At 29.1% G+C, this 26,651-nt stretch carries 29 protein-coding genes; 13 read left to right on the forward strand and 16 right to left on the reverse strand.

Annotated features, from left to right (window positions below; all coding sequences use genetic code 11):
* Positions 1-44 precede the first annotated feature (44 nt).
* A complete protein-coding gene (locus PXD04_RS18700) occupies positions 45-317 on the forward strand; it encodes a hypothetical protein (protein ID WP_323736334.1) in 273 nt (90 codons plus the stop codon).
* The gene (locus tag PXD04_RS18705; RefSeq protein ID WP_323736335.1) at positions 292-1,041 is read left to right on the forward strand and encodes a radical SAM protein; all 750 of its coding nucleotides are present in this window, start codon (positions 292-294) and stop codon (positions 1,039-1,041) included. Before PXD04_RS18700 ends, PXD04_RS18705 begins: the two co-directional genes overlap by 26 nt.
* A 218-nt stretch (positions 1,042-1,259) precedes the next feature.
* Here PXD04_RS18705 and PXD04_RS18710 read toward each other — a convergent pair whose 3' ends face one another.
* On the reverse strand, positions 1,260-1,796 hold the full coding sequence (locus tag PXD04_RS18710; RefSeq protein WP_323736336.1) for a GNAT family N-acetyltransferase: 537 nt from the start codon (positions 1,794-1,796) through the stop codon (positions 1,260-1,262).
* A gap of 147 nt (positions 1,797-1,943) precedes the next feature.
* Positions 1,944-2,648, reverse strand: a complete 705-nt coding sequence (locus tag PXD04_RS18715) for a (Fe-S)-binding protein (RefSeq protein WP_323736337.1) — start codon at positions 2,646-2,648, stop codon at positions 1,944-1,946.
* A 100-nt stretch (positions 2,649-2,748) separates the two neighbouring features.
* Between PXD04_RS18715 and PXD04_RS18720 the strand changes: the two genes are divergently transcribed.
* The 5 genes from PXD04_RS18720 (at position 2,749) to PXD04_RS18735 (ending at position 7,249) form a co-directional block, all read left to right on the forward strand.
* Entirely contained in the window at positions 2,749-3,330 is a 582-nt protein-coding gene (locus PXD04_RS18720) for a flavin reductase family protein (RefSeq protein WP_323736338.1), read from the forward strand.
* Between the two features lie 13 nt (positions 3,331-3,343).
* A complete protein-coding gene (locus PXD04_RS18725) occupies positions 3,344-5,239 on the forward strand; it encodes an IGHMBP2 family helicase (protein WP_323736339.1) in 1,896 nt (631 codons plus the stop codon).
* Between the two features lie 179 nt (positions 5,240-5,418).
* The gene (gene larE, locus PXD04_RS18730) at positions 5,419-6,441 is read left to right on the forward strand and encodes an ATP-dependent sacrificial sulfur transferase LarE (RefSeq protein ID WP_323736340.1); all 1,023 of its coding nucleotides are present in this window, start codon (positions 5,419-5,421) and stop codon (positions 6,439-6,441) included.
* Positions 6,442-6,708: 267 nt separating this feature from the next.
* The gene (locus PXD04_RS23450) at positions 6,709-6,813 is read left to right on the forward strand and encodes a helix-turn-helix domain-containing protein (protein ID WP_409988287.1); all 105 of its coding nucleotides are present in this window, start codon (positions 6,709-6,711) and stop codon (positions 6,811-6,813) included.
* 274 nt (positions 6,814-7,087) lie between these two features.
* Positions 7,088-7,249: a hypothetical protein gene (locus PXD04_RS18735; protein ID WP_323736341.1), complete on the forward strand. Its 162-nt coding sequence runs from the start codon at positions 7,088-7,090 to the stop codon at positions 7,247-7,249.
* Here PXD04_RS18735 and PXD04_RS18740 read toward each other — a convergent pair.
* Positions 7,241-7,741, reverse strand: a complete 501-nt coding sequence (locus PXD04_RS18740) for a GNAT family N-acetyltransferase (RefSeq protein ID WP_323736342.1) — start codon at positions 7,739-7,741, stop codon at positions 7,241-7,243. The two genes, PXD04_RS18735 and PXD04_RS18740, sit on opposite strands and share 9 nt — an antisense overlap.
* A gap of 517 nt (positions 7,742-8,258) precedes the next feature.
* On the opposite strand from PXD04_RS18740, the gene PXD04_RS18745 reads away from it, so the two are divergent.
* On the forward strand, positions 8,259-9,449 hold the full coding sequence (locus PXD04_RS18745; RefSeq protein ID WP_323736343.1) for an ATP-binding protein: 1,191 nt from the start codon (positions 8,259-8,261) through the stop codon (positions 9,447-9,449).
* Positions 9,450-9,501: 52 nt separating this feature from the next.
* Here PXD04_RS18745 and PXD04_RS18750 read toward each other — a convergent pair whose 3' ends face one another.
* The 10 genes from PXD04_RS18750 to glnA all read right to left on the reverse strand — a co-directional run bounded on the left by PXD04_RS18750 (position 9,502) and on the right by glnA (position 18,889).
* Positions 9,502-9,843 (reverse strand): hypothetical protein, encoded by a 342-nt coding sequence (locus tag PXD04_RS18750; protein WP_323736344.1) that lies wholly within the window; start codon positions 9,841-9,843, stop codon positions 9,502-9,504.
* A gap of 60 nt (positions 9,844-9,903) precedes the next feature.
* Complete coding sequence (locus PXD04_RS18755; protein WP_323736345.1) at positions 9,904-10,293, reverse strand: type II toxin-antitoxin system VapC family toxin; 390 nt, start codon at positions 10,291-10,293, stop codon at positions 9,904-9,906.
* Entirely contained in the window at positions 10,293-10,523 is a 231-nt protein-coding gene (locus tag PXD04_RS18760) for an AbrB/MazE/SpoVT family DNA-binding domain-containing protein (protein ID WP_323736346.1), read from the reverse strand. Before PXD04_RS18760 ends, PXD04_RS18755 begins: the two co-directional genes overlap by 1 nt.
* A 455-nt stretch (positions 10,524-10,978) precedes the next feature.
* Positions 10,979-11,584, reverse strand: a complete 606-nt coding sequence (locus PXD04_RS18765; protein ID WP_323736347.1) for a transposase — start codon at positions 11,582-11,584, stop codon at positions 10,979-10,981.
* A 212-nt stretch (positions 11,585-11,796) separates the two neighbouring features.
* Entirely contained in the window at positions 11,797-12,276 is a 480-nt protein-coding gene (locus tag PXD04_RS18770) for a helix-turn-helix domain-containing protein (RefSeq protein ID WP_323736348.1), read from the reverse strand.
* Positions 12,277-12,763: 487 nt separating this feature from the next.
* Positions 12,764-14,254, reverse strand: coding sequence for a glutamate synthase-related protein (locus PXD04_RS18775; RefSeq protein WP_323736349.1), 1,491 nt, complete (start codon positions 14,252-14,254; stop codon positions 12,764-12,766).
* The gene (locus PXD04_RS18780; RefSeq protein WP_323736350.1) at positions 14,255-15,331 is read right to left on the reverse strand and encodes a Coenzyme F420 hydrogenase/dehydrogenase, beta subunit C-terminal domain; all 1,077 of its coding nucleotides are present in this window, start codon (positions 15,329-15,331) and stop codon (positions 14,255-14,257) included. It abuts the gene before it with no gap.
* Between the two features lie 7 nt (positions 15,332-15,338).
* Entirely contained in the window at positions 15,339-16,010 is a 672-nt protein-coding gene (locus tag PXD04_RS18785; RefSeq protein WP_323736351.1) for a GXGXG domain-containing protein, read from the reverse strand.
* Positions 16,011-16,031: 21 nt separating this feature from the next.
* Entirely contained in the window at positions 16,032-16,949 is a 918-nt protein-coding gene (locus tag PXD04_RS18790; RefSeq protein WP_323736352.1) for a glutamine amidotransferase, read from the reverse strand.
* 602 nt (positions 16,950-17,551) lie between these two features.
* Positions 17,552-18,889 (reverse strand): type I glutamate--ammonia ligase, encoded by a 1,338-nt coding sequence (gene glnA, locus PXD04_RS18795; RefSeq protein ID WP_323736353.1) that lies wholly within the window; start codon positions 18,887-18,889, stop codon positions 17,552-17,554.
* A gap of 394 nt (positions 18,890-19,283) precedes the next feature.
* Between glnA and PXD04_RS18800 the strand changes: the two genes are divergently transcribed.
* The 5 genes from PXD04_RS18800 (at position 19,284) to xseB (ending at position 24,295) form a co-directional block, all read left to right on the forward strand.
* Positions 19,284-20,402, forward strand: coding sequence for a tocopherol cyclase family protein (locus tag PXD04_RS18800; RefSeq protein WP_323736354.1), 1,119 nt, complete (start codon positions 19,284-19,286; stop codon positions 20,400-20,402).
* 24 nt (positions 20,403-20,426) lie between these two features.
* Positions 20,427-21,557: an ABC transporter permease gene (locus tag PXD04_RS18805; protein ID WP_323736355.1), complete on the forward strand. Its 1,131-nt coding sequence runs from the start codon at positions 20,427-20,429 to the stop codon at positions 21,555-21,557.
* 20 nt (positions 21,558-21,577) lie between these two features.
* Positions 21,578-22,612 carry an ABC transporter ATP-binding protein gene (locus PXD04_RS18810; RefSeq protein WP_323736356.1) on the forward strand — a complete coding sequence of 345 codons (1,035 nt, stop codon included), beginning with the start codon at positions 21,578-21,580 and terminating at the stop codon, positions 22,610-22,612.
* Between the two features lie 210 nt (positions 22,613-22,822).
* A complete protein-coding gene (gene xseA / locus PXD04_RS18815) occupies positions 22,823-24,076 on the forward strand; it encodes an exodeoxyribonuclease VII large subunit (protein ID WP_323736357.1) in 1,254 nt (417 codons plus the stop codon).
* On the forward strand, positions 24,077-24,295 hold the full coding sequence (xseB, locus tag PXD04_RS18820) for an exodeoxyribonuclease VII small subunit (RefSeq protein ID WP_323736358.1): 219 nt from the start codon (positions 24,077-24,079) through the stop codon (positions 24,293-24,295).
* A gap of 8 nt (positions 24,296-24,303) precedes the next feature.
* Here xseB and PXD04_RS18825 read toward each other — a convergent pair whose 3' ends face one another.
* From PXD04_RS18825 to PXD04_RS18835, 3 genes are all read right to left on the reverse strand, one after another.
* A complete protein-coding gene (locus PXD04_RS18825) occupies positions 24,304-24,942 on the reverse strand; it encodes a DUF4405 domain-containing protein (RefSeq protein ID WP_323736359.1) in 639 nt (212 codons plus the stop codon).
* Positions 24,943-24,946: 4 nt separating this feature from the next.
* Positions 24,947-25,591: a flavodoxin gene (locus PXD04_RS18830; protein ID WP_323736360.1), complete on the reverse strand. Its 645-nt coding sequence runs from the start codon at positions 25,589-25,591 to the stop codon at positions 24,947-24,949.
* Between the two features lie 202 nt (positions 25,592-25,793).
* Entirely contained in the window at positions 25,794-26,648 is an 855-nt protein-coding gene (locus PXD04_RS18835; protein ID WP_323736361.1) for an SDR family oxidoreductase, read from the reverse strand.
* Positions 26,649-26,651 lie beyond the last annotated feature (3 nt).

Here is a 26,651-nt window from a genome sequence, read left to right on the forward strand (position 1 = left end):
TTCATATTGTCCATACCATAAAAATAATGCTATAAGTGATTACTATGACATATTATATAATAAATGGAAGAAATAATTTTAATACAAAACAATTACTTGAAAAAGGAATAAAAAGCATAAAAGAAGATGCTGAAATTAAAAAAATCAATTTATACCAATTTATAAACTATGATTTATATGAAAATGAAATTTTCACTGAAGAACATAAAAGAAAAGTTAAGGAAGAACAATTCCCTAAAGACCTAGAAAATACATATAATTATGGTGTTACAATAGCCGGTGGTGAAAATAATGCATTATACAGGTCCAGTGTATAGACACCCATTAGAAATTAATACTCCACTCCTAGAAATAACTTATGGCTGTTCATGGAACAAATGTTCATTCTGTAATATGTACAAGTCTGTTAGATTTAATGCATCACCCCTATCCGATATTGAAGAAGATTTACAGGAAATGAGTGAAATATATCCCAAATCTTTAAAAAATATTGTGTTAGTAAATGGCGATCCATTTGTTCTGCCAAGCAATAAATTGTTGGAAATAAGTGATTTAATCAGAGAATATTTTCCGGAGGTTCGTAGATTATCTTGTCAAGCTTCAGTTCGTAACATTAAAAGTAAATCATTAGATGAACTGAAACAGTTATCAGAAGCAAAGTTTAATGATATTTATGTTGGCTTGGAAACTGCTTATTCTGCCGCTCTTAAACAGATGAATAAGAGATACACCCGTGAAGATGAATATGAACAATTAAGAAAGATTGATGAAGCAGGTATCAATTATATTGCTCTTTTAATGTTGGGCGTTGCTGGGCAGGGAAATTCTGAAGCTAGTGTCACTGAAACAGCAAAATTAATTAACACTTATAAGCCGAGAATGGTTTCTGTCATTACTACTGCTATTGCACCTGGTACTCCATTAATGAAAATGGTTGAAGATGGTGAGTTTGTACAGTTAACAGAGAAGGAAATTGTTGAGGAAGAGTTAATGTTGCTTGAAAAATTAGATATGGATGATAACTGTTATTTCTTTGGGTAGTCCTTTGAATAATCTTATTGGTGTTAGTGATCATTTTAAGTATAAAGATAGGATTATTAATAAAATAAAGGATAAACTTGCAGATTTTGAAGAAAACAGACATGATGTTTTATATTCTAAAATGTCCAGGGATTCCGTATAATTATTTTATTTTTGAAAAAGAGTTTAATAAAAGGAAACATGTTGGAAGATTATATTCTTCCAAACTTATTGTTTCACTACTTTTCTGTAGTTTGAGCATCTGATGTTATTATTTTTTCCATGTGGATTGTTCCTCTTTTGTTATGAACATCTTCTGTTATTGTATAATTGTTCTTTAACCAGAAGGGTAACGCGCCACAACTATGTTTTTGAGTGTGTAAGTAGATTTCTGAATATTTTTTTTCTCTGCAGAATGTTTCAATGCTATTTAATAAGTTTGAAGCAATTTTGCATCTTCTATATTTTTCGTCTACAAACATTCTGTATATACTTGCGGTTTTGTCAATTGTATAATTTTTATTTTTTATGTGGTAATCCTTGTCATATCCTCTTATAGCAGAAGTACCAACTAGTTTTTCTTTATCATTATCGACTGCTATATAAAAATTACTTCGTTCAGGGGTTAAGTAATATTGTTCTATGTTCATTACATCATAATGGTATTCGGGAACGTAATCTAATCCATAACAAGTTTTTATCATTGAAAACAAAAAGTCTATTACATTATATTTTTTTATTAGTTCTGGTTGTAATTGCATTACTTGGATATTCATATTACCACATTATTATTGTTTTAATAAGAATAGTATTACTTTAATTATTATTCTTATTAATTATTATTTTGTAAAAAGTAATATATAAACCTAACAAAAGTATTACAAAACCATGTGAAAACAAGAAAAAATTAATAAAAAAAAATATTATAAAGAATCATCAATCAAAGAAAAAATATCAAAAGTCCGCCCAGAATCAACACGATTAAGCGTATGATAACAAGAAGGACAATAAGTAATGACCTTACCATGACTTAAAGCTTTCTTAGAAGCCTCCAACGCCAAACTCTTATCCCCCGTCTTCAAACCAACACCAAAACCACAACAAGAATTAGCACGCTCAACAGGAACATTCCTCACAATAGACCTAACCTGACCACTCCTCTCAAGAGCATGACAAGGATCATGAACAGTAAAACCAGTACCATCCACACCAAAATCATTAAACAAATCCAATGCAAAAATCACTTCAACATCAAAATCAGGATCCCTCGAATAATACTTAGTAAATGACTCATAACAACCCGGACAAATAGTAATTATCTTCTTAACACCATGCCCCTTAAACTTCTCAATATTTTTCTTCACAATAATATTTCCTGATTCTTCATCACCTAAATCAAACATCATCAAACCACAACAAGTCTCATCAGACAAAACAGAAAAATCAACACCCCTCTTCTCCAGACAACTAGACACAGAATCAATTAACTCATTCTCACGAAACCTGCTAGTACAACCCCTATGTAAAACAACTTCATGACATTCCCCATCATCAACTATTTCCACATCAGCTCCATAAGAGTTTCCCTTACTAAAAACATTATTTCTTATCTTTTCTAACCTACTCATAATTAATATATCTTTCAGAAAACATTAATAAACTTTTAATAGAAAATGAAAACTAAAATTTTTTAGTTATGAAAAATATAAAATAATAATAGTGAAAATTATGACAAAACAGAACCTAAAACCAAGAACACTAATGTATCCTGCCCCTACAGTAATAGTATCAGCATATGATGAAAACAACAAAGCAGATGCATGTACACTAGCATTTGCAACCATGTGCAGCCACCACCCACCATGCATAATGATAGCAATAAACACAACAGCTAAAAGAAAAACACTAAAAGACATACTTGAACGAAAAGAATTTGTACTGGGCTTTCCCGACACAAAACAGATACCAGAAACAGACTACCTTGGCATGATATCAGGATATGATGAAGACAAACTAGAAAAAATATCATGGACAACAACAAAAGCAGAACATGTAAATGCACCAGTAATTAACGAACTAAAGGTATCAATAGAATGTAAAGTTGTAAACATCGTAGAAAATGTGGGCAGCCACACACAAATAACAGGTGAAATAGTAAACATCATAGCAGACGAAGAAGTATTAACAAGTGAAGGAAAAATCTCCCTAGAACTATTGGATCCTATAGTTTATGATGATGTACTCTATGATTACTTTGAAGTAGGCGAAAAGAAAAGTGATGCATTCAAGCCAGGATTAAAACTAAGATAAAATGGGATTTCTTATGAAGAAATATATTGAAAAATTAATAAAACTAATCAACTATGAAAGGGAAGCAGAAATTTCCCTGATGATTAATGAAATTAAGAAAATGACTGCCTATGAAAGAGAGCATGTTGGTAGAGCAGTTAATGGATTGAAAGGTAAGAAGTTAGGTAAAGAACTTGGATCCACAATAGTTCAATATGGAAGATCAAAAAGTATTGACACAGAGATTAGTGTGAATGACGTAGTACTTATCAGTTCAGATAATCCGCTTAAAAGCCAGTTAACAGGAACTGTTACAGAGAAAGGATTACGATACATTAAAGTGGCCTTTGATAAAAAAATTCCAAAGTGGGCATTGAAGAAAAAGGTTAGAATGGATTTATATGTGAATGACATTACTTTCAGAAGAATGGAGGATAACCTTAGAAGCTTATCGATTAAAGGACGAAATGCTCTGGAATATCATTTAAATCAGAAAAATCCTAAAAACAGCACATATGAACATTACATTGAATATATTGATGAAACACTTAATGATTCACAGAAAACTGCCGTACAACATGCATTGTCTACTCCCGACTTTTACCTGATTCATGGACCATTCGGTACGGGTAAAACAAGAACACTTGTAGAATTAATCTATCAGGAAGTAAGACAAGACCGTAAAGTATTAGCTACAGCTGAAAGTAATACTGCTGTAGATAACCTTTTAGAACGAGTAGCAAAAAATGATAAGATTATAGTAACACGTCTTGGTCATCCACAGAGGGTATCTCATGAAAACAAGCAATACACGTTAGCTTATAAGGTTGAAAAACATCCGCTTAGTAGTAATATTGAAAGTTATTATAATGTTATTGATGAGTATGTTGAAGAGAGGAAATATTATACTAAGCCCTCCCAGCAGTATCGTAGGGGGATGAGTGATAATCAGATAGTTCAATATGCAAATCGTGGAAAAAGTAGTCGTGGAGTAAATGCGGATATTATTAAGTCCATGGCCCGGTGGATTGATTATAACAATAAAATAAACAAATTTTATGAGAAAATTGATAAACTAGAAACAAAGATAATTTCTGAGATAATTGAGGATAGTGATGTTATTGTCTCCACTAATTCATCTGCAGCACTTGAAAGTATTCATGATACTAAGTTTGATGTTGCTGTGATTGATGAGGCTAGTCAAACTACTATTCCTAGCGTGTTAATTCCTATTGCTAAGGCTCATCGTTTTATTTTAGCTGGGGATCATAAACAGTTGCCTCCAACAATTCTTAGTGATGATGCATATCAGTTACAGGATACATTGTTTGAATCGTTGATTGAGAAATATGCTCATAAATCTTTATTGTTAAATGTTCAGTATCGTATGAATAGTGTGTTGATGAAGTTTCCTAACCAGGAATTTTATGGTAATCAGTTAGTTAGTGATGAATCTAATGAGAATATTACTTTAAGTGATATTATTGTTGATGATGATAATGTTTTAACATTTGTTGATACTTCTCATATGGAGAATAATGAGGAGAAACGATTGAATGATTCGAAATCAAGAATTAATCCGTTAGAAGCTGATATTTGTTTGAATTTGGTTGATGAATATTTAGGGCGAGGCATTGATGAAAAGGATATTGGTATTATTAGTCCTTATGCTGATCAGGTTAAAATTATTTCGGAAAAAACGGGTGTTGAAGTTAAGACTGTTGATGGTTTTCAAGGACGAGAGAAGGAGATAATTATTATTTCTACTGTTAGAAGTAATGATGATGGTGAGCTTGGTTTTTTAAATGATCTTCGTAGATTGAATGTTGCTATTACCCGTGCTAAAAGAAAGCTTATAATTGTTGGAAATAGTGATACTTTAAATAGTAATAAAACTTATTATAAACTAGTTAAGAATGCTATGTACTGAGCATTACTAGTTTCTTTTATTATTTTTTTTGATACTTTATGATATAAACTGTTTTATTGTCTGGGATGTTATTCAATAGGAGAATCTCCAATACAATTATATAACAGTGTTAATAAATTTTATTATATACATAAAAGAGCATCCACATAACCACCCAAACAAGAAAAGGAATATCTTAAATGAAAATAGAAGAAAAAATAGGTAAACTAGAAGAATACCTAAGAAACAAAAAGTCAATACTCGGATTTAGTGCAGGATCAGACAGTACACTACTAGCATACATCCTATCAAAAGTAAGTCCCGAATCAATACTAGTAACAATCAACAATAACATGATGCCAAAAGAATTTATCGAATACACAAAAACACAAGCAAAAAAATTTAACCTAAAACACAAAGTAATAAATATAGACTTCTTAACACATGAAACATTTCAAAACAATACAAAAGAAAGATGCTATGAATGCCGCAACCTAATGTATTGCAATATCCAAAAATTACCAGAATTCAACGATTATGACTACTTCATAGAAGGAACAAACATCACAGACTTACTAGAAGACAGACCAGGAATACTAGTTCTCGACAAATATAATATGATAAGTCCCCTAGTCGAATGTAATATTACAAAAGAAGAAGTGTTCCAAATGATTAAATACTTCAATTTAGAATATTCCTATGATACAACATGCCTAGCAACACGTGTAAAAACTAACCAACAAGTAAACAGAGAAAAACTAACCAAGATATACAAAGCAGAACAATTTGTAAGAAAAAACATAGACCAAGAAAATATAAGAGTAAGAACAGACAAAAATAATGCAACAATAAGTGTAGATGAACCATTAAAAATATTAAATGAAAAATTAATCAAGAAATTACGTGACAAACTACAAGAATTAGGATATTCCAAAGTATTCCTTGACATAACAGGTTATGAAAAAACAGAACTAACATACAAAATAGATGAAACTGGAAAATATTACCATCAATTACCTTACCCTATAGATATAGAAAAAACATATCAAAATCTAAAAAACAAATATGACGCGAATACACTATTAAAAATAGATGATAAAATATCATATGAAGATATAATAATCCAAGAAAATGGTAAAATAACTATAAATCCCACAGAAAAATTTATAGACAAATTCAACAAAATATTAAGTTGTGTTAAAAGAAAATATTATGAAAAATAGGTTATTAAATCTTAAATATTTAAAATTTCTAAAAATAAAGAAGTGATATTATTTTGGATTAAATAATACATTTATTCTTTCTTTATCTTCTACTTCTTTTTGATTTTTAGGCTCTGTAGAAATCCTATGAAAAAACTGTGAAAAGTAATACTTTCATCAAAATAGTTAAATACTTCGTTAAATAAATTATTAAATATACCCTGAGTAATATTTTATTATTTATATTTATTATTTTATTATTCTTGGTGTGTTTTTTTGATAGTTGTTATGTATAAGAGTTTTATTGTTCGTATTTATCCTGATGAGGTTCAGGAGAATTTTTTTACCAATCAGTTTGGGTGTTGTCGTGGAATTTGTGTCCATAATCTATAGGTTGTCGTATTTTTGTTTATTTAGGTCTAATAGGTTGAGTAATTCTTTTTAACTAGTCTTACTGCTATGTTGAAGTTTGCTGAGTATTCTTTGTAATGGTGTTTGTTGTTTTTTCGTTGTTGACGTGTTATTTGTTGGTTTGTGTCGTGTTTTATTACTATTGCTATATGGAATATATTCTAACCGACTTAAAAGTATTACATATATTTTATATAGTAATACAAATAAATATATTAGTAATCAAAAATAAATTAATATTACAAAAGTGATTAAAATGGCAAGACCAATAGAATCCACACCTGAAATTAATACTCAAGAAGATTTAGATAGATTTTTAGAAAATATGGAAAAACCAGCTAGTGATAAAAAAATTAAATTAATAAACGAAGCTAAAGAAATGTATAAAAAATTAGTATTTATTGATGAATTACCTTAACATATTTATATCCAAATACATAGGGATATTCCTTCTATTTTTTATTTTAAGTAAGGTTTCAAATTCAAATTTAGAATAAAAATGAATTACTTTATTATCATTATAAGCATCTATCGATAAAAAACGTATCCATATATCATTTCTAGTTCTTAATATTATAGAAATAGCAGATTTTATAATGAAAGAACCTATTCCTTGATTTTGATATTTTTTATTAACTGCTAGTCGACCAATTTTTACTGCTGGATAAAATCCATGTTTGATTTCTAAGGTTTTAATTTTTATTGCATCTGAAGATAATGAAAAATATCCTACCAATTCTTCTTGGAAAAAGATTAAATAAATTATCGACAAATTATTTTGTATATATTTAAAAGAATCAATGAATAGAAAATTATTAAGATCTTCATCACCACAATCAAAATCAAATTTTTCAAGAGAATCTTCCAGATTTAATTTATGAATTTTTAAATTATTACTATTAAACTTCATAATTATTACTTTATTTTTTAATATATTTAGGTATTACTTTTTTTAAAATAGTTAATAATTAATGTTAATGTAAAAACATTTCATAACTATCATTTTTTTGTTCTTGTTATTAACACTTTTTGTTCACTATTAGTGTATTTTACTATATGATTTACTTCGTTATACGGTAGTATTACGAAGTAAAATTATCCACAAGTCATAATCAAAAAAATAGCCAAAAATAAGTATGTGAAAAATATCAAAAATCAACCACGACATATAGATGAAACATACTCAAAAATGGAAAATAAAGAAAAATGCAAATTTAGAAAAATTTTGACAAAAATAATAAAAAAATTAGTACATACTAAAAAACATAATACAATCCAAATATAATAAAAAAGAGAAAATATACTAAAAAATATAGTAGGTACTAAAATATATAATATATAAAAGATATAATAAAAAATATAGTACATACTAAAAAAAAATATAATATATATTATAATAATAATTAGATTAAATAGGAGAACTATATATGTCTAACTTACCTTGGGGTAACAATCAAAATTTAACAGATGACGAATTCTACAATAGAGACTATGAATTAAATAATTTAAAAAGCTTACTAGAAACGACAAGTCAAGGACATGCACCGGATATATTATTAACCGGCATAAGAGGTGTTGGAAAAACAGTATTTTTACAAAAAATGAAAAGAACACTAGAAAAAGATTATTTAACAATATACTTAGATTTATCTCACTCGGAATGCTTCCAAAAAAATAATATGAGTATAAATGGATTAATGAACTATTTTTTTAAAGAAATCATTAAAGAATGTTATAAACAAAATATAACCACATTGGATAAAAAACTTGAAAAATACTTCAAATCTAACGATATAAAAATCAGAGAATTCATAAAAATAGACAAAATTCAATTACCCGTTTTTTCATTAGAAGAAAATACTGAAAAAACCGTGAATTTTGTTTTCAATTTACCGGAAAAAATATATGAAGAAAATCAAGATAAAATTAAAGGCATAATAATATTCATTGACGAATTTCAAATAATCAAAGAACTAGGAAAATATAAAGAATCATTTTTATGGAAAATGAGAAGTTATATCCAGAATCAAAGAAACGTAGCTTACCTATTTTCAGGATCAACAAGTTTACAAGATAAATTTATATCAGAAATAGCAGGACAAAACGGAGTATTTGGAGGACGAATGATTACCTTACAAATAAATCCATTCGAAAAAGAAACAGTAAAAAATTACCTAAATGAAAAGGTACCGGAGATAATCTTTTCAGAAGAAGGATTTGAAAGATTTTACAAATGTACAAAAGGAATACCATCATATGTTAATATTTTTGCATCATTACTACCAACCAATGAAGAATTAGATGAAAAAGAAATAATTAATCAATTTAATAAAAAAATAACAGCAATAAGTTCACATTTAATTAATATATGGACAAGACTATCCTACAGAGAACAAACAATAATAATATTATTACTAGATGAACCATTAAAACGTATAGACATAGCAAACAAATTAAATATTTCATCAGGTTCACTAAGCAATTACCTAACTAACCTTCAAAATCAAGATATAATACACTTAAATAATAAAAAATACGAAATAAATGAAAAAATATTAAAAAAATGGCTAGAAATTGAATATGAAGAAAAAGGAGTATACCCCTACAGACAAATATAACTTTTCATAGTTATATAGAAATTTCTAAATTATTCTTCTAAACTTTTTTCAATTAGTTCAATTTCTTGTTTAAATCTTTTGTTTTTGTTCCTTTGGCTTCAACCACCATATATTCCTTGTCTTTCTTTTTGAATGTGAATTCTACAGGTTTTCCTTCACTTCCAGGATCATGTTCAAATTCCAAGTCTTCTAATTCATATCCAAGTAATCTTCCTAGAATTATATCCTTGAAGTTTATGTAGTTTTGTTTCTCCTTTTCTAGTGTATTATTGCTTAATCTGTTTATCCAGTCATTTACTGGATTCATGTCAGGTTGATTTATTTTTAATTTGTCAGAATATTTGTTTATGTATTCATTCATTTTCTTCTGATTGAATATGTTATTTACTACCATTAGTACACCTTTCTCTAATAACTTTCTTTGAAGTAATACAAATAAGATATTATTATTCTATCAATATATTCGATTAATTCCTTTAATTTTGTCAAATCCACCATCAAAACTTACTATTTTATTTATTTTTTTGTCTTGCATAGTTTTTAGAATTATAAAATCTGAATAATTTATGGCATTATTGTAATGTTTACTTAAACTAATAGCTTCAAGATAATCTTTTTGTTTTAAATAAATAATATCTGCCGTTTCACGCATTATGTCATATATTTCTTCTAAACTTTTTCTTTTTTCACATCTATGTATTCCGTTTAAAGTTTCAGATAAAACTAAACTATTGATAACTTTATGTTCATTATCAACATAATTTAACAATTCTATAGCATCATCATGTTTACTAGATTTATCAGATATTAAGGATATTAAAAAACAACTATCTAAGAAAATCATTAAATATCACCACGTTGGCTACGTTTTTTTAATTTAACTGGATCAAATTCTTTTTTTGCAGTAGCCAAACCAACTAAATCTCTTAAACTTCTTTGTTTTTTGACATTTAAAATTATATCCTCCCCTTCACTTCTCCAAGATATTTGATCATCTTCTGTTATATTATGTTTTTCTCTAATTTCTTTAGGAATATGTAATTGGAATCCTTTATATATATTTGTTGTAGTCATAATAATCATCTTTATATATAATATGTTACTTTATAAATATAAATTTTTATAATTTTTAAATTCTATATTTAAATAATTAATAAAATAATTTTTATAAAATGAAGAAAATTATATATAAATAATATTTTATGTCTAATTTAGTTTTAGTTCAAATTTTAACTTGTGATTTTTGGTAGAAGATTGTAGTTAAAGTTTAATTTTCAACCTGTGAAAGTTAGATATTGATAAAATTTACAAATCCCAAATATTAATCATTACATATATATGAAATATATTAAAAATTAGATAGTTGTGAATTTTTATTAAGAAAAAAATTTTGACTAATAAGAAATTAATAAAAAAATTAGTACATACTAAAAAACATAATACAATTCAAACATACTAAAAAAAGTAGTATGTACTAAAATATATAATATAGTAATCGACATTAAATTTTATAAAAAATTATTACTAAATTATATATCTAGTAATATTTCTTTGACCCATTTTTTCCAAAAACTTGGTTTATCAACAGACTCATAATATTCAGTTTCAAATTCGTTAATTAGATTTTCTTTGTTATCAATGTATTTTCTAGATATTACAGCTTTGATTTTTCTCCAAACTTGTTCTATGGGATTATATTTTGGAGAATATGGCGGTAAATATATTAAATCTATATTCAATATATCACATAGTTTTGTAAAAACTATTGCATGGTGTACTTTATAGTTATCTAGGATTATAGCCATTGGTTTTTCCATTATTAATTTATGTTGTAAGTTTTTATTGTAAAAATATGATAATAACATAGTTTTTTGGATATTTTCAAGTTTTATTTTACTTTTTGTTTTGATAGAACATTTATTCTTTTTTACATATTCATATAATTTGTTTATTGTATTATTAAGTGGTGAAAGGTTTTTAAGTGTTTTAAGAAGAATTTTGTAATTTGATGGTTTATTTACTGTTGATAATATGTTTTCTAGTTCTAATTCTTTCTTATTAAGAATATTTGTTAGTTTGTTAATTAATTTTTTATTTGTTAAATTTTTGATGACGATTTTTATCATGAATTTCATCATTTCATATGTTTTTGTGTTTTCTAGAAAATCAATGAATGAATTTCCATTGATTGCTTGTATTCCTACTCCAGATATGCCTATTTTTTCTGTAGGTTTGTTTATGATATTAGGTGTTCCTTTTTTGTGGTATGTTTTTTGGCTGTTGTCTTGATTTTGACAGTATGTTTGATCTAAAAAAGCTATTATATATTCGGTAGGTTCTAAATGTTCTACGTTTTTTTTAACAGTTCTTTTGCATCTTTTGGCATTTTATTATAAATTTTATAAGGTTTAGTGTAAGAATAATCTAATTTCTTCATTATTCGTTCTATTTGTCTAATACTATAATCTACTTCAAAATTATCCTTAATGGCTTTATGAACTTCTTTTGCAGTTTTTAATTCTTCATTTAATATAATTTCATCCAATATTTTAAATTGTTCTTCAGATAATTTAGATTTTCCTTTAGAACCTGATTTTCTTTTTAAATTTTCCATTCCACCTTCATTCCATTCTCTAATCCAATTATATACTGTTCCTTGACTAATGTCATGCTTTTTCATTACTTCAGCAACTGTTACATCATGTAAAATATCTAAAATTACATATAATTTGTTTAAAACTCTTACATCATTTTCTAATCTCTTAATTTCTTTTTGAATCTCTGAAATAATTCCTGGATATTCTTTAATAAGTGTTTGTTCTGACATATTATAATATTTGCTTTTAATTAATATTTATAATTTTCAATGTCGATTACTATACATTTAATATTAAAAAATGAAATAAGCAAAAAATACTGAAAATGGAAGACATTAAATATGAAGAAAAAAGGGAGTTTATTCATACAGACAGATTTAATTATTTATATTATACTTTAACTAATACCAAACCATTTGAATTTTTAAAAATAAAAAATATTTGTTCTATTTATGAATAATCAAGATAAAATCTGAATCATGAATAAATTTATTAAAAGCATTAGAAATCAAGAGTCAAACAATCATCCCCATACTAATGAATAGTATAAAATATTTAAAATATAAATTTAATGTAGTATCCATTAGTTAATACGAATAGGTTAATGATTATATGACTTATATTTTAGTATTTAATCTAATCCTTAAACAATATTCATATAATCACTCATAAGAAACTAGAAACAATAAACTAATGAACTACATTTATATTATCTAATTATCTAAATCCTTTTCTTACCAGTGGTACTCCTGTAATGTGTGATGCTTCCATAGTTAATGCAACTAAATCTTCTTTTTCTAGTTTTTGAATATCTGTATTTCCTGCTTGTTGAGTTAACATTTTTGCTTCTTCAGTCATTACTTTAATATAATTTGCAACATATTCTCCACTCCTTACTGGATCTAGACGACGCCTAAATAACCTATTTTGTGTTGCAATTCCTTTTGGACATGTTCCTTTACTACATCCTTGACAAACTTTACATCCCAATGAGATTAATGCTGCTGTTCCAATATATGCTGCATCAGCTCCCAGTGCTATTGCTTTTGCCACATCTGCTCCGGAACGTATTCCTCCAGCAGCTACAAGACTAACTTCTTCTCTTAAGTTAATTTCTCTAAGTGTTTGGTCTGCTTCTAGTATTGCTTGTATTGTAGGAATTCCGGAGTGTTCTGTTACTACTTCTGGTCCTGCACCAGTTCCACCTTGCATTCCATCAACTACTATTATATCTGCTCCTGCTTTTGCTGCAATTTTTACATCTTGTTCTACTCTACCTGAAGTAAATTTTACCATGATTGGTACTTTCCAATCGGTTATGTCACGTAATTGGTTGATTTTTAGTCGTAAATCTTCTGGTCCTACTATGTCCATGTGTCTTGCGGGACTTAGGGCATCTGTTCCTTCAGGAATGTTTCTTATTTTTGCTACTTCTGCGGTAACTTTTTCGGCGAGTAAATGTCCTCCCATTCCTGCTTTTGAACCTTGACCTATTTTGATTTCAATTGTATCTGCATTATTTAAGTAATTTGCTGATACTCCAAATCTTCCTGAAGCGTATTGAGCTATTAATTTATCTGCATAATGTCTTTCTTCAGGGAGCATTCCTCCTTCACCAGTGTTTGTTATGGTTCCTGCTAGTTTTGAACCTCTTGCTAGTGCTATTTTTGCTTCTTTACTTATTGCTCCGAATGACATTGCTCCTATCATTATTGGTGTTGATATTTTTATTGGATTTTCTGCATATCTGTCCCCTAGGATTACTTCTGAGTTACATGGTTCCCTGTATTTGTCTATTGGTGGTCTTGATACTTGTGCGGGTAGTATTGTTAAGTCGTCAAATGATGGTACATGACGTGTTGCTCCACATCCTCTTACTTTGTATGTTCCTTCTCTGGATTTTCGTTTTATTTCTAGCATTGTATAGTTTGACCATATTCCTCTGTTTTCATCTGGTAGTGGTGTTACGTATATTGCATTGTTTGGACACATTTCTTCACAGATTTTACATCCTACACAATTTTCTTGGTGTACTGGTTGTGGTTCATCGTTGATTATTTCATATACTCCATGTGGACAGTTGCTATAACAGCTGTAACAATGTTTACATAATGATTCTTTAGGATTGTCACATAAATACCAACAACATCCTGGTCGATTATTGTTTCTTTTACATATTTCTGATCTTCTATTGACGTCAAATGGCATTTAATTCACATCCCTTTTTAATTGTTTTAGTGGTTTGAATACTGGGCAGACAGAATATTTTGTTCCTGAAGCTTTAACTATTTCATCCACGTCTTTTGTGAGTTTTGCATAAGGTTTCCAGGCTAAGTTTTCTTTTTTATCTACTACTAATGTTTGTGTTACTATATTGTTTGATAGTAAATAGTCTAGTATTGTTGTTACTACTACTCCGTCTTGTCCTTCATTATGTTTTAATGATTTAACTGTTAAGATTTTTTTGTAGTCTCCTATTGTTTTTGTTAAATCGTTTCTTAGGTCTGTTGGTATGAATGTTCTTGGACAGACTGTGAAACACATGTGACAGTCTTCGGGACATTTTTTTCGTTTTTTTCTTGGTTTTGTGTTCTTTATTAGTATTAGATCATCTGGACATACGTATTCACATGCTCCGCATAGTACGCATGCTCCTACGTTTATTACGTTTGCTCTTAGGTCATCAAAGTTTGATTCTAGTATTTCTTCCATGATGCTTTCGTCTGTTTTGTCTCTTAAGTATAGTACTGGTCTTGCTCTTGATTCTCTGGATTCTATGTTTTCATAATTTGTTTTTGTTTTATTTGATGATATTCGTTCTAATAATTTTAGTTGAGATGGTGTTAATTCTTTGGCTTTTAGGTATTTTTGTTTGATTGCATCTTCTATTATTTTTTCTCCTTTTTCTGTTCTTATTATTATTGTTGACCATCCGTTTTCTGAGCCTATTGATCCTACTGATATGTCTGAGGTTTCTGATGTTAATTCTGCACAGATATTGCAGTTTTTTCTTACTACTGTTTTTGCTTTTGATAATGATATTTTTACTTGTTTTCCGTTTTTTAGGTTTAGGAATGCGTATCCTTTTTCTATTCTGAATTTTTCTATTTCTTCCATGGTTAAATCCATTGTTTTTAGTAGTTTTACAAAGTAGGAGTATGAAAAGTTTTCCATGCAGAAAAGTCCTATTTTGAAGTCGATTGGTGTTTGAGTGTAGTGTTGTATTTTTGATGCTGCCATTATTTCACAAGGAGTTCCTACTATTGCTATTTTGTCTTCTGACATGTTTTAATCACTCCGTTAATGGTTTTCCGGATTTGTTTGTTATTTTTTTGAAATTTGTATAATCTATATCTGTTATTTCAAATCCGTATTTGGTTAATAATGTTTTTAGTTCTTTTTGGTCTTCTAATGTTGTTTGTTCCATTTTAGCATTTTTTCCAAGACTTTTAACTTCTCCTAGAACATATATTGTTCCTCTCATGATTGATTCTCCAGCATCATTGGTTACGTCTCCGAGTACTATTAGTTGTCCTCCCATCATTAGTAGTCCTGTCATGAAACCACTGTTTCCTCCTATGATGACTGTTCCTCCTTTCATGATTTCTCCTGTACGTGAACCTGCATCGCCTCTTACTACTACTGTTCCCCCGTATATTCCTTGTCCTGCTCCGTCACCTGCACTTCCATCGATTATTAGTTCGCCCTTGGTCATGTTGTCTCCTGCGAACCATCCTGCATTATTTTTCACATGTATTTTTGGGCCATCTATCATTGTTCCTATGAAATATCCTGCTGAACCATCTATTTCTATTTTTACTTCTTCTGTTACTCCTGCAGCAATATTGTGTCTGGATTGAGGATTTTTGATGATTAGTTTATCATAATTTAATGCGTGTTCTTTTATTGAACGGGTTAAATCTTTTTCTTCCATGTTTTTTGCATCTATAGTATACTCACTCATATTATAACTTCCCATATTTTTTTATATTGTGTATGATCTTGTTTCTCCAGGTGCAATTTGTTCTACATGTTCGGTGTTCACTACATTTTGTAATGACATTTCTTCGGATGCTATTGCGAATATATCATCATTTTCTGCCATTACTCCTGGTCTTAGTCCTAGTTTGTCTTTTGCTATTCCAATTCCGTTTGGTGTTCCTACTAGTATGGAAAATGGACCGTCTAAGTCTTTTACTGCTGCTTCTAATGTTTCTTCTAGTTTGTATCCTTGTGATAGTTTTTCTGCTATGTAGTGTACGATGCATTCTGTGTCGTTTAATGTTTTGAATACGTGTCCTTTTCTTTCTAATGGGTCTCTGATTTTCCAGTAATTTGTTATTTGTCCATTATGTACTACTGTGATATCTGGTGTAATATAGCTTTGATATGGGTGTGCATGGTATCTGTCTATTCCACTTTCTGTTGCGAATCTTGTATGTCCTATTCCGTGTGTTCCTTTTCTTTTTGATACGTTGTATCGTTTGGATATGTCTTTTACTTTTCCTATGTCTTTTATCATTTCAAATGATTGTGAGCCGTTTATTACTTGTATGTCTTCGATTTCGTCTAATGTGGTGATTAATTGTTTTAGCATTGAGTAGTTTTCTAGTTTTATTTCGCATCGGTAGATGTTATCTTTTTCGTCAGATTTTATTATTTCTTCGTTAAAAATTTTGCTTGATTGTGTTAAAGTGGTTTTAACTTGATTTAGTAGTTCATTTTTATTTTTTATTTCTATATTTAGTTGATAATGATTTTTTGGAAGATTTAAACCACCATATATTGCAAATCCTGCTGAGTCTGGTCCTCTATGCTGTAAAGATCCTAACATTGAAGTTAATGATTTTCCCACACTGTGTGTTTTTTTATCTTTATATATTAGTCCTGCAATTCCACACATGTTATTACCTCTTTGTTTATTTTAATAGAATATACTTTTAATTATAGTTTATAACTTCCAAGTACCTTTTTTTGTTAAAAGAAAAGTTATATTATGAACATTTTTTTCATATTTTTATTAAATTGAATATTTTTGTTTTAGTGAAAAAATAGATACATAAATGAAAAATAATAATGATTTGAATTTTGTGATGTTTTGTATAGAATTTTAAAGGGGTGATGAGGAGATTTTAATTTTATTAATTTTAGTATTATGTCAATTACAATACATCACCCCAGATGTTCTAGTTTTGTGTTCTTTTTGATTTTTAATAAAATGTGTTTTTATTTTATTAGTTTTTATGTTATATTGCTTATTTTTTTTGAATGATATGTATTTATTTTTTATTAATTTTTATGTGTCTTATGATTTCGTTTTTTTGATTATGCTTTTATTTTTTGCCTCTTTTATTCTTTTTTTTAAAGTTTGTGTTTGTTTTAATATTTTTCTTATTATAGGAAATAGGAAATATACTTCCGATATAACATATGTCATAAGTTATATATAAAGATATAAGTGACAAGTATAATACCAATTTAAAAAACAATGTTCAAGAAAAATAATTATATATTTAAGTATTTCTCACGTTCATAATCAAACACTTGTATTCTATAATCATCCCATTCTTGACGTTTAATGTTATAAAACTGATTATACACATAGTCCCCTAATGCATTTTTAACTACATTATCTTTTTCTAATGAATGATATGCTTCCCATAAACTTGTTGGTAAAGTTTTAATACCTTTTTCTTCTAGCTCTTCAGGAGTATATGCGAAAGCATTGAATTCTGTTGGTTCTCCAGGATCAATTTTATTATCCATTCCATCTAATCCTGCTTCTAACAATACTGCAAATGCCAAATAAGGGTTACATGATGGATCTGCAGAACGACATTCAATTCTTGTTCCAATACCTCTTGATGCAGGAATTCTTAGTAAAGTAGACCTATTTTTTAGTCCATATGCAATATAACATGGTGCTTCGTATCCAGGTACTAAACGTTTATAAGAGTTTACGGTTGGAGATAGAATACATGATAATGCTGGAGCATGTTTTAACAGTCCACCTATAAAGTATAATGCTTCTTGTGATAATTGACTTTCAGTATCTGGATCATAGAAAATGTTTTTTCCATCTTTAAATAAACTTTGGTTACAATGCATTCCACTACCGTTTACTCCAAAGAATGGTTTAGGCATAAATGTTACATCGTATCCTAAATTATGAACTAATGCTTTAATAGCTTGTTTAAATGTTATTACTGCATCTGCTGTTTTTAATGCATCAGCAAATCTGAAGTCGATTTCGTGTTGTCCTGGTGCTACTTCGTGATGGCTTACTTCTATGTTGAAATCCAGTTTTTCTAATCCCAGCACTATTTCTCTTCTTATATCTGTTCCTTTGTCGAGTGGTTCAACATCAAAGTAATCTGCTTGGTCTGCAGGCATGTAGTTTCCATGTTCATCTTGTTCTATTATGAAAAATTCTGGTTCTGGACCCATATTAAATTGATATCCCTTGTTTTCTGCTTTTTTTAAGGATTTTTTTAGTACTCCTCTTGGATCTCCTTCAAATGGGCTTCCATCAGTATTATAAATGTCACATATAAATCTGCAAGCACCTTTTTCTTCTGGTCTCCATGGTAATGTGGAGAATGTATTGATGTCTGGTTTTAATAATAAATCACTATCGTTTATACCTACAAAACCTGGTACTGAAGATCCGTCGAACAATAATCCCTCTTCGATTATATCTTCTATGTCATCTGGTTTTTTTAATGATACTGCCATACTTTTTGGGATACCATGAATATCTGAAAATTGTAATCTTAAGAATTTATAATCAAATTCATCTATTTGTTTAATTATACTGTCTATTTTTTCATCTTTTGTTGACATTAACTCACCTATTTTGTTTATTATACATATTTTTTTTGAATGATTATGTGATTATTGATAAAAATAATCATATCGGAAATATGCTTCCTACTTCATACTTTGAATATTGTAGTATATAAACTTATAGAAAAAAAGAAAAAAAACAATAATCAAAACAATAAACATTTAACCATACAAAAACACTCAAAACAACACATAACACCCCATAAAACCATATTTAATTTTTTAAAATAAAAAATAATGAAAACATTCTAAAAAAACAGTGCAAAAATTAAAAAAGCAACAAAAATTAAAATAATATATAAAAAAAATAGAAAAAACATAAAAAACACAATAATAATATAAATAAAAATAAAATTATTTTAAGAACATAACTAAAAATGATGTGATAACATTGAATAAAAGCGATATAACAAGAAATCATTATATGTTACATGGACCATTAGCAAAAAAAGGATATGACTGGTGGTGGCATTCCTTAACCGCATATAACAAAGAAACTAAAGAACCAAAAGCATTTTTCATAGAATACTTCGTATGCAACCCCGCCCTCGCAGAAGACAAACCAACATTAGGTCAAGACCCACAAAATAAAAAATCAGGAAAAAAACCATCATATTGCATGATAAAAGTCGGAAGTTGGGGAGAAAATCCAAAACAAATCCATAACTTTTATTCCATGAAAGATTTCCATTGTCCAGATAATAAATTAGACGTTAAAGTCGGAAATTGTACCCTAACTGAAACACATATGGAAGGATCATGCGAAGTAACCGAAAAAGAAGCAATAGACCATCCAGAGTACATGTGTGATGCAGGCAGTATGTCCTGGAACCTAGATATCAACAAACAGATAACATTTAATGTAGGATACGGTGCCAGCAAATTATTCAGAAAACTCAATTCATTCGAAATGTTCTGGCATGCAGAAGGAATTAAAACAGAATACAGTGGAACAATTACATTAGACGGCATCGAATATGAAGTCATACCCGAAAAATCATACGGATATGCAGATAAAAATTGGGGTGGAGACTTTACAAGTCCTTGGCTTTGGATATCATCATGCAATATTACCAGTTTAATTACCGGCAAAAAATTAGAAAACTCAGCTTTTGAAGCCGGTGGTGGAAGACCCAAAGCATTTGGAATTGAAATTCCAAGAAAATTGCTCATTGGATTTTATTACGAAGGAAAAATGTATGAATACAACTTCGCTAGATTCTGGAATCTAGTAAAAATAGATTTCGACTTTGTTGAAGGAGACGACGTTCATACCTGGACCATCCACGCATCAAATAAAGACTCATATATAGACATGGTATTATACTGTAAACGTGATGAAATGATGTTATTTAATTATGAGGCACCAAATGGACTTAAATTACATAACCGTTTATGGAATGGTGGAACAGGATATGGAGAAATAAAATTATATAAAAAAGATGGTACACTCATAGACCATGTTAAAATGGAAAACGCTGGTTGTGAGTATGGAGAATATGACAAATAATCCTAAAAATTAAAGGTTAAAGGTATGAATTATTTTAAATTAATATTAAAGAATCCCTTTAGAAATAAAACCCGTAGCTTTCTAGCTATTGTTGGTATTGCAATAGGTATTGCTACCATAGTTGCCTTAGGCATGATTACAGTTTCTTTAGAGGATTCTACTGAAACAACATTAAAAGATGGCTCAGCAGAGATAACTGCCACAAAGATTGGTAGTTCTATGAGTACATCCTCTGGAAATCTTAATGAAAGTTATATCGAAGAATTATCAAAGATAGAAGGTGTTGAAAAGACTGCTGGAATGCTTGAAAGTAGAGTTATTGATACATCAAACACTAATGAATCAAATCGTTTTGGTAATACATTATATGGAGCCAAAAAGGATGATTTAAGTATTGTTGGTATAAATAATGTTAACGGCAGCATATTTGATGAAAGTAAAGATGAATTAATTGTTGGAAAAAGTCTTGCTGATGAAGAGAATTATACCATCGGTGATACCATAGACGTTTATGGTAATGAGTTTAAGATTACAGGTATATACGAAACCGGATCCATATTTTATGATAGTGCAATGTATACTAATCTTGAAAGATTACAGAACATTACCGACAATGAAGGAGAAATATCCAGTATATCCATAAAGATAAAAAAGGATGCTAATTTAACCACAGTTAATGATAAAATTAAAAGTGAATATAATAACACTTTAAGTACTATTACAACAGAGGAAATGTCACAAACTATTGATGATACTTTAGGTATGATTAATTCAGCAACCACTGCTATTGAGGCATTAGCTATAATTATTGGTGGTCTTGGTGTTATTAATACGATGATGATGACAGTATTTGAAAGAACTCGTGAAATTGGCGTATTAAAATCTGTTGGTTGGACTAAAAAAAGAATATTGGCCATGATTATGGGTGAATCTATTGTTTTAACCATTCTCTCTGGTATTATTGGATCTGTTTTAGGAGTACTGGCAGTTATAATTTTGTTCAAATTTACTGGTGATGATATGACCATCATATTTAATACAGTTGTATTTATCAAGGCTTTCGCTGTTGCGTTAAGTGTTGGAATTATTGGTGGATTATATCCTGCTATTAAAGCTTCACGATTATCACCTACAGAAGCATTACGTTATGAATAGTTTGGAGGAGAATTATAAGTATGTCAAATATTGTTAGTATTAGGGATTTGAAGAAATTCTATGATAATGGTGAAACTAAAGCTTTGAATGGAATAAACCTTGATATACGTGATGGAGAATTTGTATCAATTATTGGACCTTCAGGAAGTGGTAAATCCACCCTCCTTAATATGATTGGAGCTTTAGATATACCAGATAGTGGCAGAATAATTGTAGATGGTATTGACCTCAACAATTCCAAAGAGAATTTATCCAAGTTTCGTTCAGAAAAGATTGGATTTATCTTTCAGTTACATAATTTAATTCCAAATTTAAGTGTTATCGAAAATGTTCAGATTCCATTAATTGGAAAACATCTCCGTGTAAATCGAAAGAAAAAACAAAGAGCTGAGGAATTATTAAAAAGTGTGGGTTTAGAGGATAAAATTCATCAAAATCCTACAAAAATGTCTGGTGGACAAAGACAACGTGTGGCCATTGCAAGAGCTTTAATTAATGAACCGTCCATCATTATTGCTGATGAACCTACCGGAGCTCTGGATACAAAAACTAGTCAGGTTATTATGGATTTGTTGAAAAAATTACATGAGGAACGTAACGTTACACTAATTGTAGTTACCCATGATCCTGCCGTGGCTAATCAAGCTGATAGGATAATTACTGTTCGTGATGGTAAAGTTATTGATGCTCATGAAGCAAATGCATCTGAAAATGAATATGATAATAATGAAATAGAAGACAATACAGTGGACTTTGTTGATTATGTTAACGAGGAAGAAATTGTTGGTACTGATATTCCCAAACATATTCTGATAAAAATGGATAATAAAAAGATGCGTGTGAAAATTAGGGCACTTACAAGTAATCAGATTAGAAGTGCTCGACTTGAAGAAGATAAAGGTAATGGAACTTTTCAGGAAAATATAGTGCATATGGGTGCATATAGTTTGAATGACAATAATTTACCTATGAATATTATTCAAACAAGAATACCTGCAGGTGTTATTGATAAACTATCTGATAGAATTATTAAGTATAGTTTATATGGTCAATAATTATCGGATAATATTTTTTTCATATGATAAAAAAAGGGATTATATGATACCGATAATAAAAAATCATCTCGTAAAATATTATTAAAACACATCACCTCCCATCCAACCTATTTTTATAAAAGACTAATTTTTTAATTGATTAGAAAAAAAATAGTGTTAAATTATATTAAATACATAAATTATACTATAAATTTTATTTAAGGTGAATTTATGAATGAAAAACCTGTCACAGTTACCCAGATAAACAGATACATCAATAATAAGATGAAACTGGATGAACAACTTAGTGACATCAATATTAGAGGTGAAATATCTAATTATAAAACATATCCTAGTGGACATAGCTATTTTACACTTAAGGATAAAAATTCACAAATTAGTGCAGTGATGTTTTATGGTTTCCGACAATACCTTAAATTTGAGCCAAAAGATGGTATGAAAGTAATTATCCGAGGTAATATTGAAGTATATGAAAAAAATGGTCAATACCAGTTACATGCTAAAAAGATAACCGAGGATGGTCTGGGAGAATTACATATCGCATATGAACAGTTAAAGAAGAAATTAGATGATGAAGGATTATTCGATGAGTCACATAAGAAGCAAATTCCAAGATATCCTAAGCGTATTGGAGTAGTTACAGCCCAGACTGGTGCTGCCATACGTGACATTATCACTACCATTAAAAGAAGATATCCCTTATGTGAAGTTTTAGTATTTTCTACATTAGTTCAGGGAGACCTGGCTAAGTTCCAGATTGTTGAACAGATACAGAAGGCTGATGGATATGATTTGGATACTTTAATTGTTGGTCGTGGTGGTGGAAGTATTGAAGATTTATGGCCATTTAATGAGGAAATAGTTGCCAGAGCAATATTTGAATGTGAAACTCCTGTTATTAGTGCTGTTGGTCATGAAATTGATTTTACTATCAGTGATTTTGTTGCTGATTTAAGAGCTGCAACGCCCACTGCTGCTGCAGAACGAGCCGTACCAGATATTAAGGAATTAAAGGATAAAGTTAAACAGTATAATATTAGGGCAAATAATAGCATTAATGAGATGATTTTTTATTACAAGAATAGGTTAGATGATATTTCCAATAAACAGTTATTTAAAAGTCCTACACATATTTATGATATTAAGAGGATGCATTTAGATAATTTATTAGGTCGTTTTGATTATATTTCGAAGAATATTATTAATGAAAATAGGAACAAACTGTTTAAGTTAGAGAATTCCCCTGTTTTAAGAAAACCAGATTCTTTAATTGATAAGAAAAAGGAACGTTTTATAAGAAATCTTGGAAAATTAGAAATTTTGAATCCTCTTTTAACATTGAAAAGAGGGTATTCTATAGCTAAAAAGGAAGATACTGTTGTTTCTAGTGTTAAAGATGTTGATGAAGGTGACGAACTTATAATTAGGTTTGATGATGGAGAAGTTAATACTAAGGTGATTTAAATGAATGATTTAAGTTTTGAAGAAAGTTTAGAAATGTTAGAAGAGATTGTAAACAAATTAGAGAATGGAGACGTGCCTTTAGATGAGGCTATTGATGAATTTAATAATGCAATGCAATTAGTAAAAAATTGTAATGATAAATTATCCTCTGCGGAGGAATCTATTGCAAAAATAGTTAAAGAAAATGGGGATTTAATAGATTTTAATGTTAATGAATAACTTTAAATCTATTCTTTTTTTGTAGAATTTTGTTTTTTAATATTATCGTTCATATAATGTGTTATCAGCGTAATTGCTAGTACTATACTCAGGTATTGTAATATGTTTATGATCAGATTAGTGTTATTTGCCGAGAATCCTATATTTCCTGTCAGATGATTAAAATAATCTAACTGTATGAATGATATTATACCCAGTATTATCATGATTATGAATATTGCTTGTTTTATGTGCTTGTTTTTTATTTTATTATCTGCTCTGTTTATCATTTTGTTAATGTTTAATCCCAGGTGTACTGAGATTATTAATAATGTAATATATGCTAGAATTTTGTGTAAGTAATTGGTTGATATATGATGTATATTTAGTATTGGGATTAGTTGACTGGATAGTAATCCAGTTATTATTGTTGCTAAGAATGTTATTAGTAGGAGAGTGTTCGTTATACTGAGTATGCTGATATTTTGTCTTGTTTGTAAGTATCTCCTATTTTGTATTAGGTGAATTATGATTAAGAATATGAGTGTTATTCCAATAATTTCATGTATTTCTGGTATTAGGTATGTTTTTGAGAATTCTATTAGTGTTAGTGTTAATAGTAGTGTGTTTATGATGATTCTTTTTGTCATTGCATATTTTCTACTCATTTTCTTAGTAACCTTGTTGTTTTAGCCATTCAATTGTTTGTTGTTTTCCTTCATTTGTTCTTGCTGTTTGTCCCTGAACTGCCAATCCGTTTGTGTTAACTTTGGAGGATGACATTTTTTCTGCGATTTTCTTGTATGTTCCTGCATCTTGTGATCCTTCATGTGTGTTGAATAATAATATGTTTTTTCCTTCAAGATTGTTTTGTTCCAGGAATGTGTTTATTATCATTGGCGTATCACCATACCATATTGGATATCCTATGATTATTGTATCGTATTTGTCTATGTTTTCTACTTTGTTTTGTATTTCTGGTCTGGCATTTTCTTGTTGTTCTTTTTTTGCTATGTCTAGGCATTCATCGTATCCTATTGGGTATTTGTTTACTGGTATTATTTCGTAGCTGTCTGCTTTCAGGTATTCTTTTATGTATGATGCTATCATTGCCGTGTTTCCTACTTCTGTGTTTCCTACGTTATAGTTTTCTCCTGTTCTTGAGAAATAAGCTACCAGTATCTTTGTATCTTCTGTGTTTTTCTGGTTTAGTATCTTATTAGCGGTTGTTTCTTCATTTGTAGCTGCATTTAGTGTTGTTATTCCACATCCAAGTATAATGAGTATTATTAATATACTTATTATTTTTTGTTTCATATGATGTTTTCCCTCCTTTTTGTTAAGTTGTAGTATCTATTTTCTAATATTTGTATATTTCAGTTATAATTTTATTATATTATTTTTCAGATATATTTAATCGTTTTAATAACTTAATTATACTATTGTTGAAAGAGTCTTATTAGAAATTATTTTCTAGTAAATAAAAATGTTAAAAAAAAAGTAAATGTTGAATGTGATGTTAGTGGATTTCTATGTCCATTACTCCACTATTTATGGCAGCTATGGTTCCTCCATCGATTAGTAAGTCGATTCCTGTTACAAATCCTGCTTTGTTACTTAATAAGAATTCACTTGCAAATGCTATTTCATCAGATGTTCCTACTCTTTTTGCTCCACATACATCTATCATTCTTTGGTATCCTTCGCCTGAAGTGTTAAATTCATCATAGGCTAATGGTGTTACTATTATACCGGGACTTATTGAATTTATTCTTGCTCCTCGTTCTGCCCATGAAGTTGCAGAAGCATATTGTACTCTTAGTTGGTTTGCTTTTTTAGATACTACGTATGCTATTCCAGAGTTAGTTATTATTTCTTCTTTTAGACAGTTTAAATCTTTTAACTTGTGTGTTTCTGTAGTTCTTAATAGGTTTTCGTCTTCTCTTGTTAGTGGTGATGGCATGTATCCTGTCATTGAGGATATTATTAATCCTGCTCCTCCTTTTGCCATGACTTTTCCGAATTCATCTATTGCATATGATGTTCCTATAAGATCTAGGTTTATTATGTGTTCTGGTGTTGCTTGGGAGGGTGATGCTCCTGCTGTATCTATGAAGTACATTACTTTTCCTAATGATGCTGCTTTTTGTGCTAATTGTTTTATTGATTCTTCTTCTATTGCATTTGTTACTTGTGTTTCTACATCATATCCTGAGTATGTTAGTTCTTTTTGTAGTGTTTCTAGTTTTTCTTCATTGATATCGGCTAGTAATATTTTTTTTCCTGCTGAGATTCTTTTTATTATGGCTAATCCCATGTCTCCTGCACCTAGTAATACTACTACTTCTTTATCTTCATTTAAGTCAAATTTCATTTT

The sequence above is a fragment of the Methanosphaera sp. ISO3-F5 genome, from assembly GCF_034480035.2.
Taxonomy (GTDB): domain Archaea; phylum Methanobacteriota; class Methanobacteria; order Methanobacteriales; family Methanobacteriaceae; genus Methanosphaera.

What these genes read in the sequence shown, in the direction of transcription:
- PXD04_RS18725 (WP_323736339.1), top strand. Translation starts at nt 3,344, where the DNA reads ATGAAGAAATATATTGAAAAATTAATAAAACTAATCAACTATGAAAGG.
- PXD04_RS18720 (WP_323736338.1), top strand. Translation starts at nt 2,749, where the DNA reads ATGACAAAACAGAACCTAAAACCAAGAACACTAATGTATCCTGCCCCT.
- PXD04_RS18785 (WP_323736351.1), bottom strand. Translation starts at nt 16,010, where the DNA reads ATGAGTGAGTATACTATAGATGCAAAAAACATGGAAGAAAAAGATTTA.
- PXD04_RS18755 (WP_323736345.1), bottom strand. Translation starts at nt 10,293, where the DNA reads ATGATTTTCTTAGATAGTTGTTTTTTAATATCCTTAATATCTGATAAA.
- glnA (WP_323736353.1), bottom strand. Translation starts at nt 18,889, where the DNA reads ATGTCAACAAAAGATGAAAAAATAGACAGTATAATTAAACAAATAGAT.
- larE (WP_323736340.1), top strand. Translation starts at nt 5,419, where the DNA reads ATGAAAATAGAAGAAAAAATAGGTAAACTAGAAGAATACCTAAGAAAC.
- xseB (WP_323736358.1), top strand. Translation starts at nt 24,077, where the DNA reads ATGAATGATTTAAGTTTTGAAGAAAGTTTAGAAATGTTAGAAGAGATT.
- PXD04_RS18830 (WP_323736360.1), bottom strand. Translation starts at nt 25,591, where the DNA reads ATGAAACAAAAAATAATAAGTATATTAATAATACTCATTATACTTGGA.
- PXD04_RS18770 (WP_323736348.1), bottom strand. Translation starts at nt 12,276, where the DNA reads ATGTCAGAACAAACACTTATTAAAGAATATCCAGGAATTATTTCAGAG.
- PXD04_RS18775 (WP_323736349.1), bottom strand. Translation starts at nt 14,254, where the DNA reads ATGCCATTTGACGTCAATAGAAGATCAGAAATATGTAAAAGAAACAAT.
- PXD04_RS18825 (WP_323736359.1), bottom strand. Translation starts at nt 24,942, where the DNA reads ATGAGTAGAAAATATGCAATGACAAAAAGAATCATCATAAACACACTA.
- PXD04_RS18810 (WP_323736356.1), top strand. Translation starts at nt 21,578, where the DNA reads ATGTCAAATATTGTTAGTATTAGGGATTTGAAGAAATTCTATGATAAT.
- PXD04_RS18700 (WP_323736334.1), top strand. Translation starts at nt 45, where the DNA reads ATGACATATTATATAATAAATGGAAGAAATAATTTTAATACAAAACAA.
- PXD04_RS18735 (WP_323736341.1), top strand. Translation starts at nt 7,088, where the DNA reads ATGGCAAGACCAATAGAATCCACACCTGAAATTAATACTCAAGAAGAT.
- PXD04_RS18790 (WP_323736352.1), bottom strand. Translation starts at nt 16,949, where the DNA reads ATGTGTGGAATTGCAGGACTAATATATAAAGATAAAAAAACACACAGT.
- PXD04_RS18750 (WP_323736344.1), bottom strand. Translation starts at nt 9,843, where the DNA reads ATGGTAGTAAATAACATATTCAATCAGAAGAAAATGAATGAATACATA.
- PXD04_RS18710 (WP_323736336.1), bottom strand. Translation starts at nt 1,796, where the DNA reads ATGAATATCCAAGTAATGCAATTACAACCAGAACTAATAAAAAAATAT.
- PXD04_RS23450 (WP_409988287.1), top strand. Translation starts at nt 6,709, where the DNA reads ATGTATAAGAGTTTTATTGTTCGTATTTATCCTGATGAGGTTCAGGAG.
- PXD04_RS18805 (WP_323736355.1), top strand. Translation starts at nt 20,427, where the DNA reads ATGAATTATTTTAAATTAATATTAAAGAATCCCTTTAGAAATAAAACC.
- PXD04_RS18780 (WP_323736350.1), bottom strand. Translation starts at nt 15,331, where the DNA reads ATGTCAGAAGACAAAATAGCAATAGTAGGAACTCCTTGTGAAATAATG.
- PXD04_RS18705 (WP_323736335.1), top strand. Translation starts at nt 292, where the DNA reads ATGCATTATACAGGTCCAGTGTATAGACACCCATTAGAAATTAATACT.
- xseA (WP_323736357.1), top strand. Translation starts at nt 22,823, where the DNA reads ATGAATGAAAAACCTGTCACAGTTACCCAGATAAACAGATACATCAAT.
- PXD04_RS18740 (WP_323736342.1), bottom strand. Translation starts at nt 7,741, where the DNA reads ATGAAGTTTAATAGTAATAATTTAAAAATTCATAAATTAAATCTGGAA.
- PXD04_RS18835 (WP_323736361.1), bottom strand. Translation starts at nt 26,648, where the DNA reads ATGAAATTTGACTTAAATGAAGATAAAGAAGTAGTAGTATTACTAGGT.
- PXD04_RS18760 (WP_323736346.1), bottom strand. Translation starts at nt 10,523, where the DNA reads ATGACTACAACAAATATATATAAAGGATTCCAATTACATATTCCTAAA.
- PXD04_RS18715 (WP_323736337.1), bottom strand. Translation starts at nt 2,648, where the DNA reads ATGAGTAGGTTAGAAAAGATAAGAAATAATGTTTTTAGTAAGGGAAAC.
- PXD04_RS18765 (WP_323736347.1), bottom strand. Translation starts at nt 11,584, where the DNA reads ATGAAATTCATGATAAAAATCGTCATCAAAAATTTAACAAATAAAAAA.
- PXD04_RS18745 (WP_323736343.1), top strand. Translation starts at nt 8,259, where the DNA reads ATGTCTAACTTACCTTGGGGTAACAATCAAAATTTAACAGATGACGAA.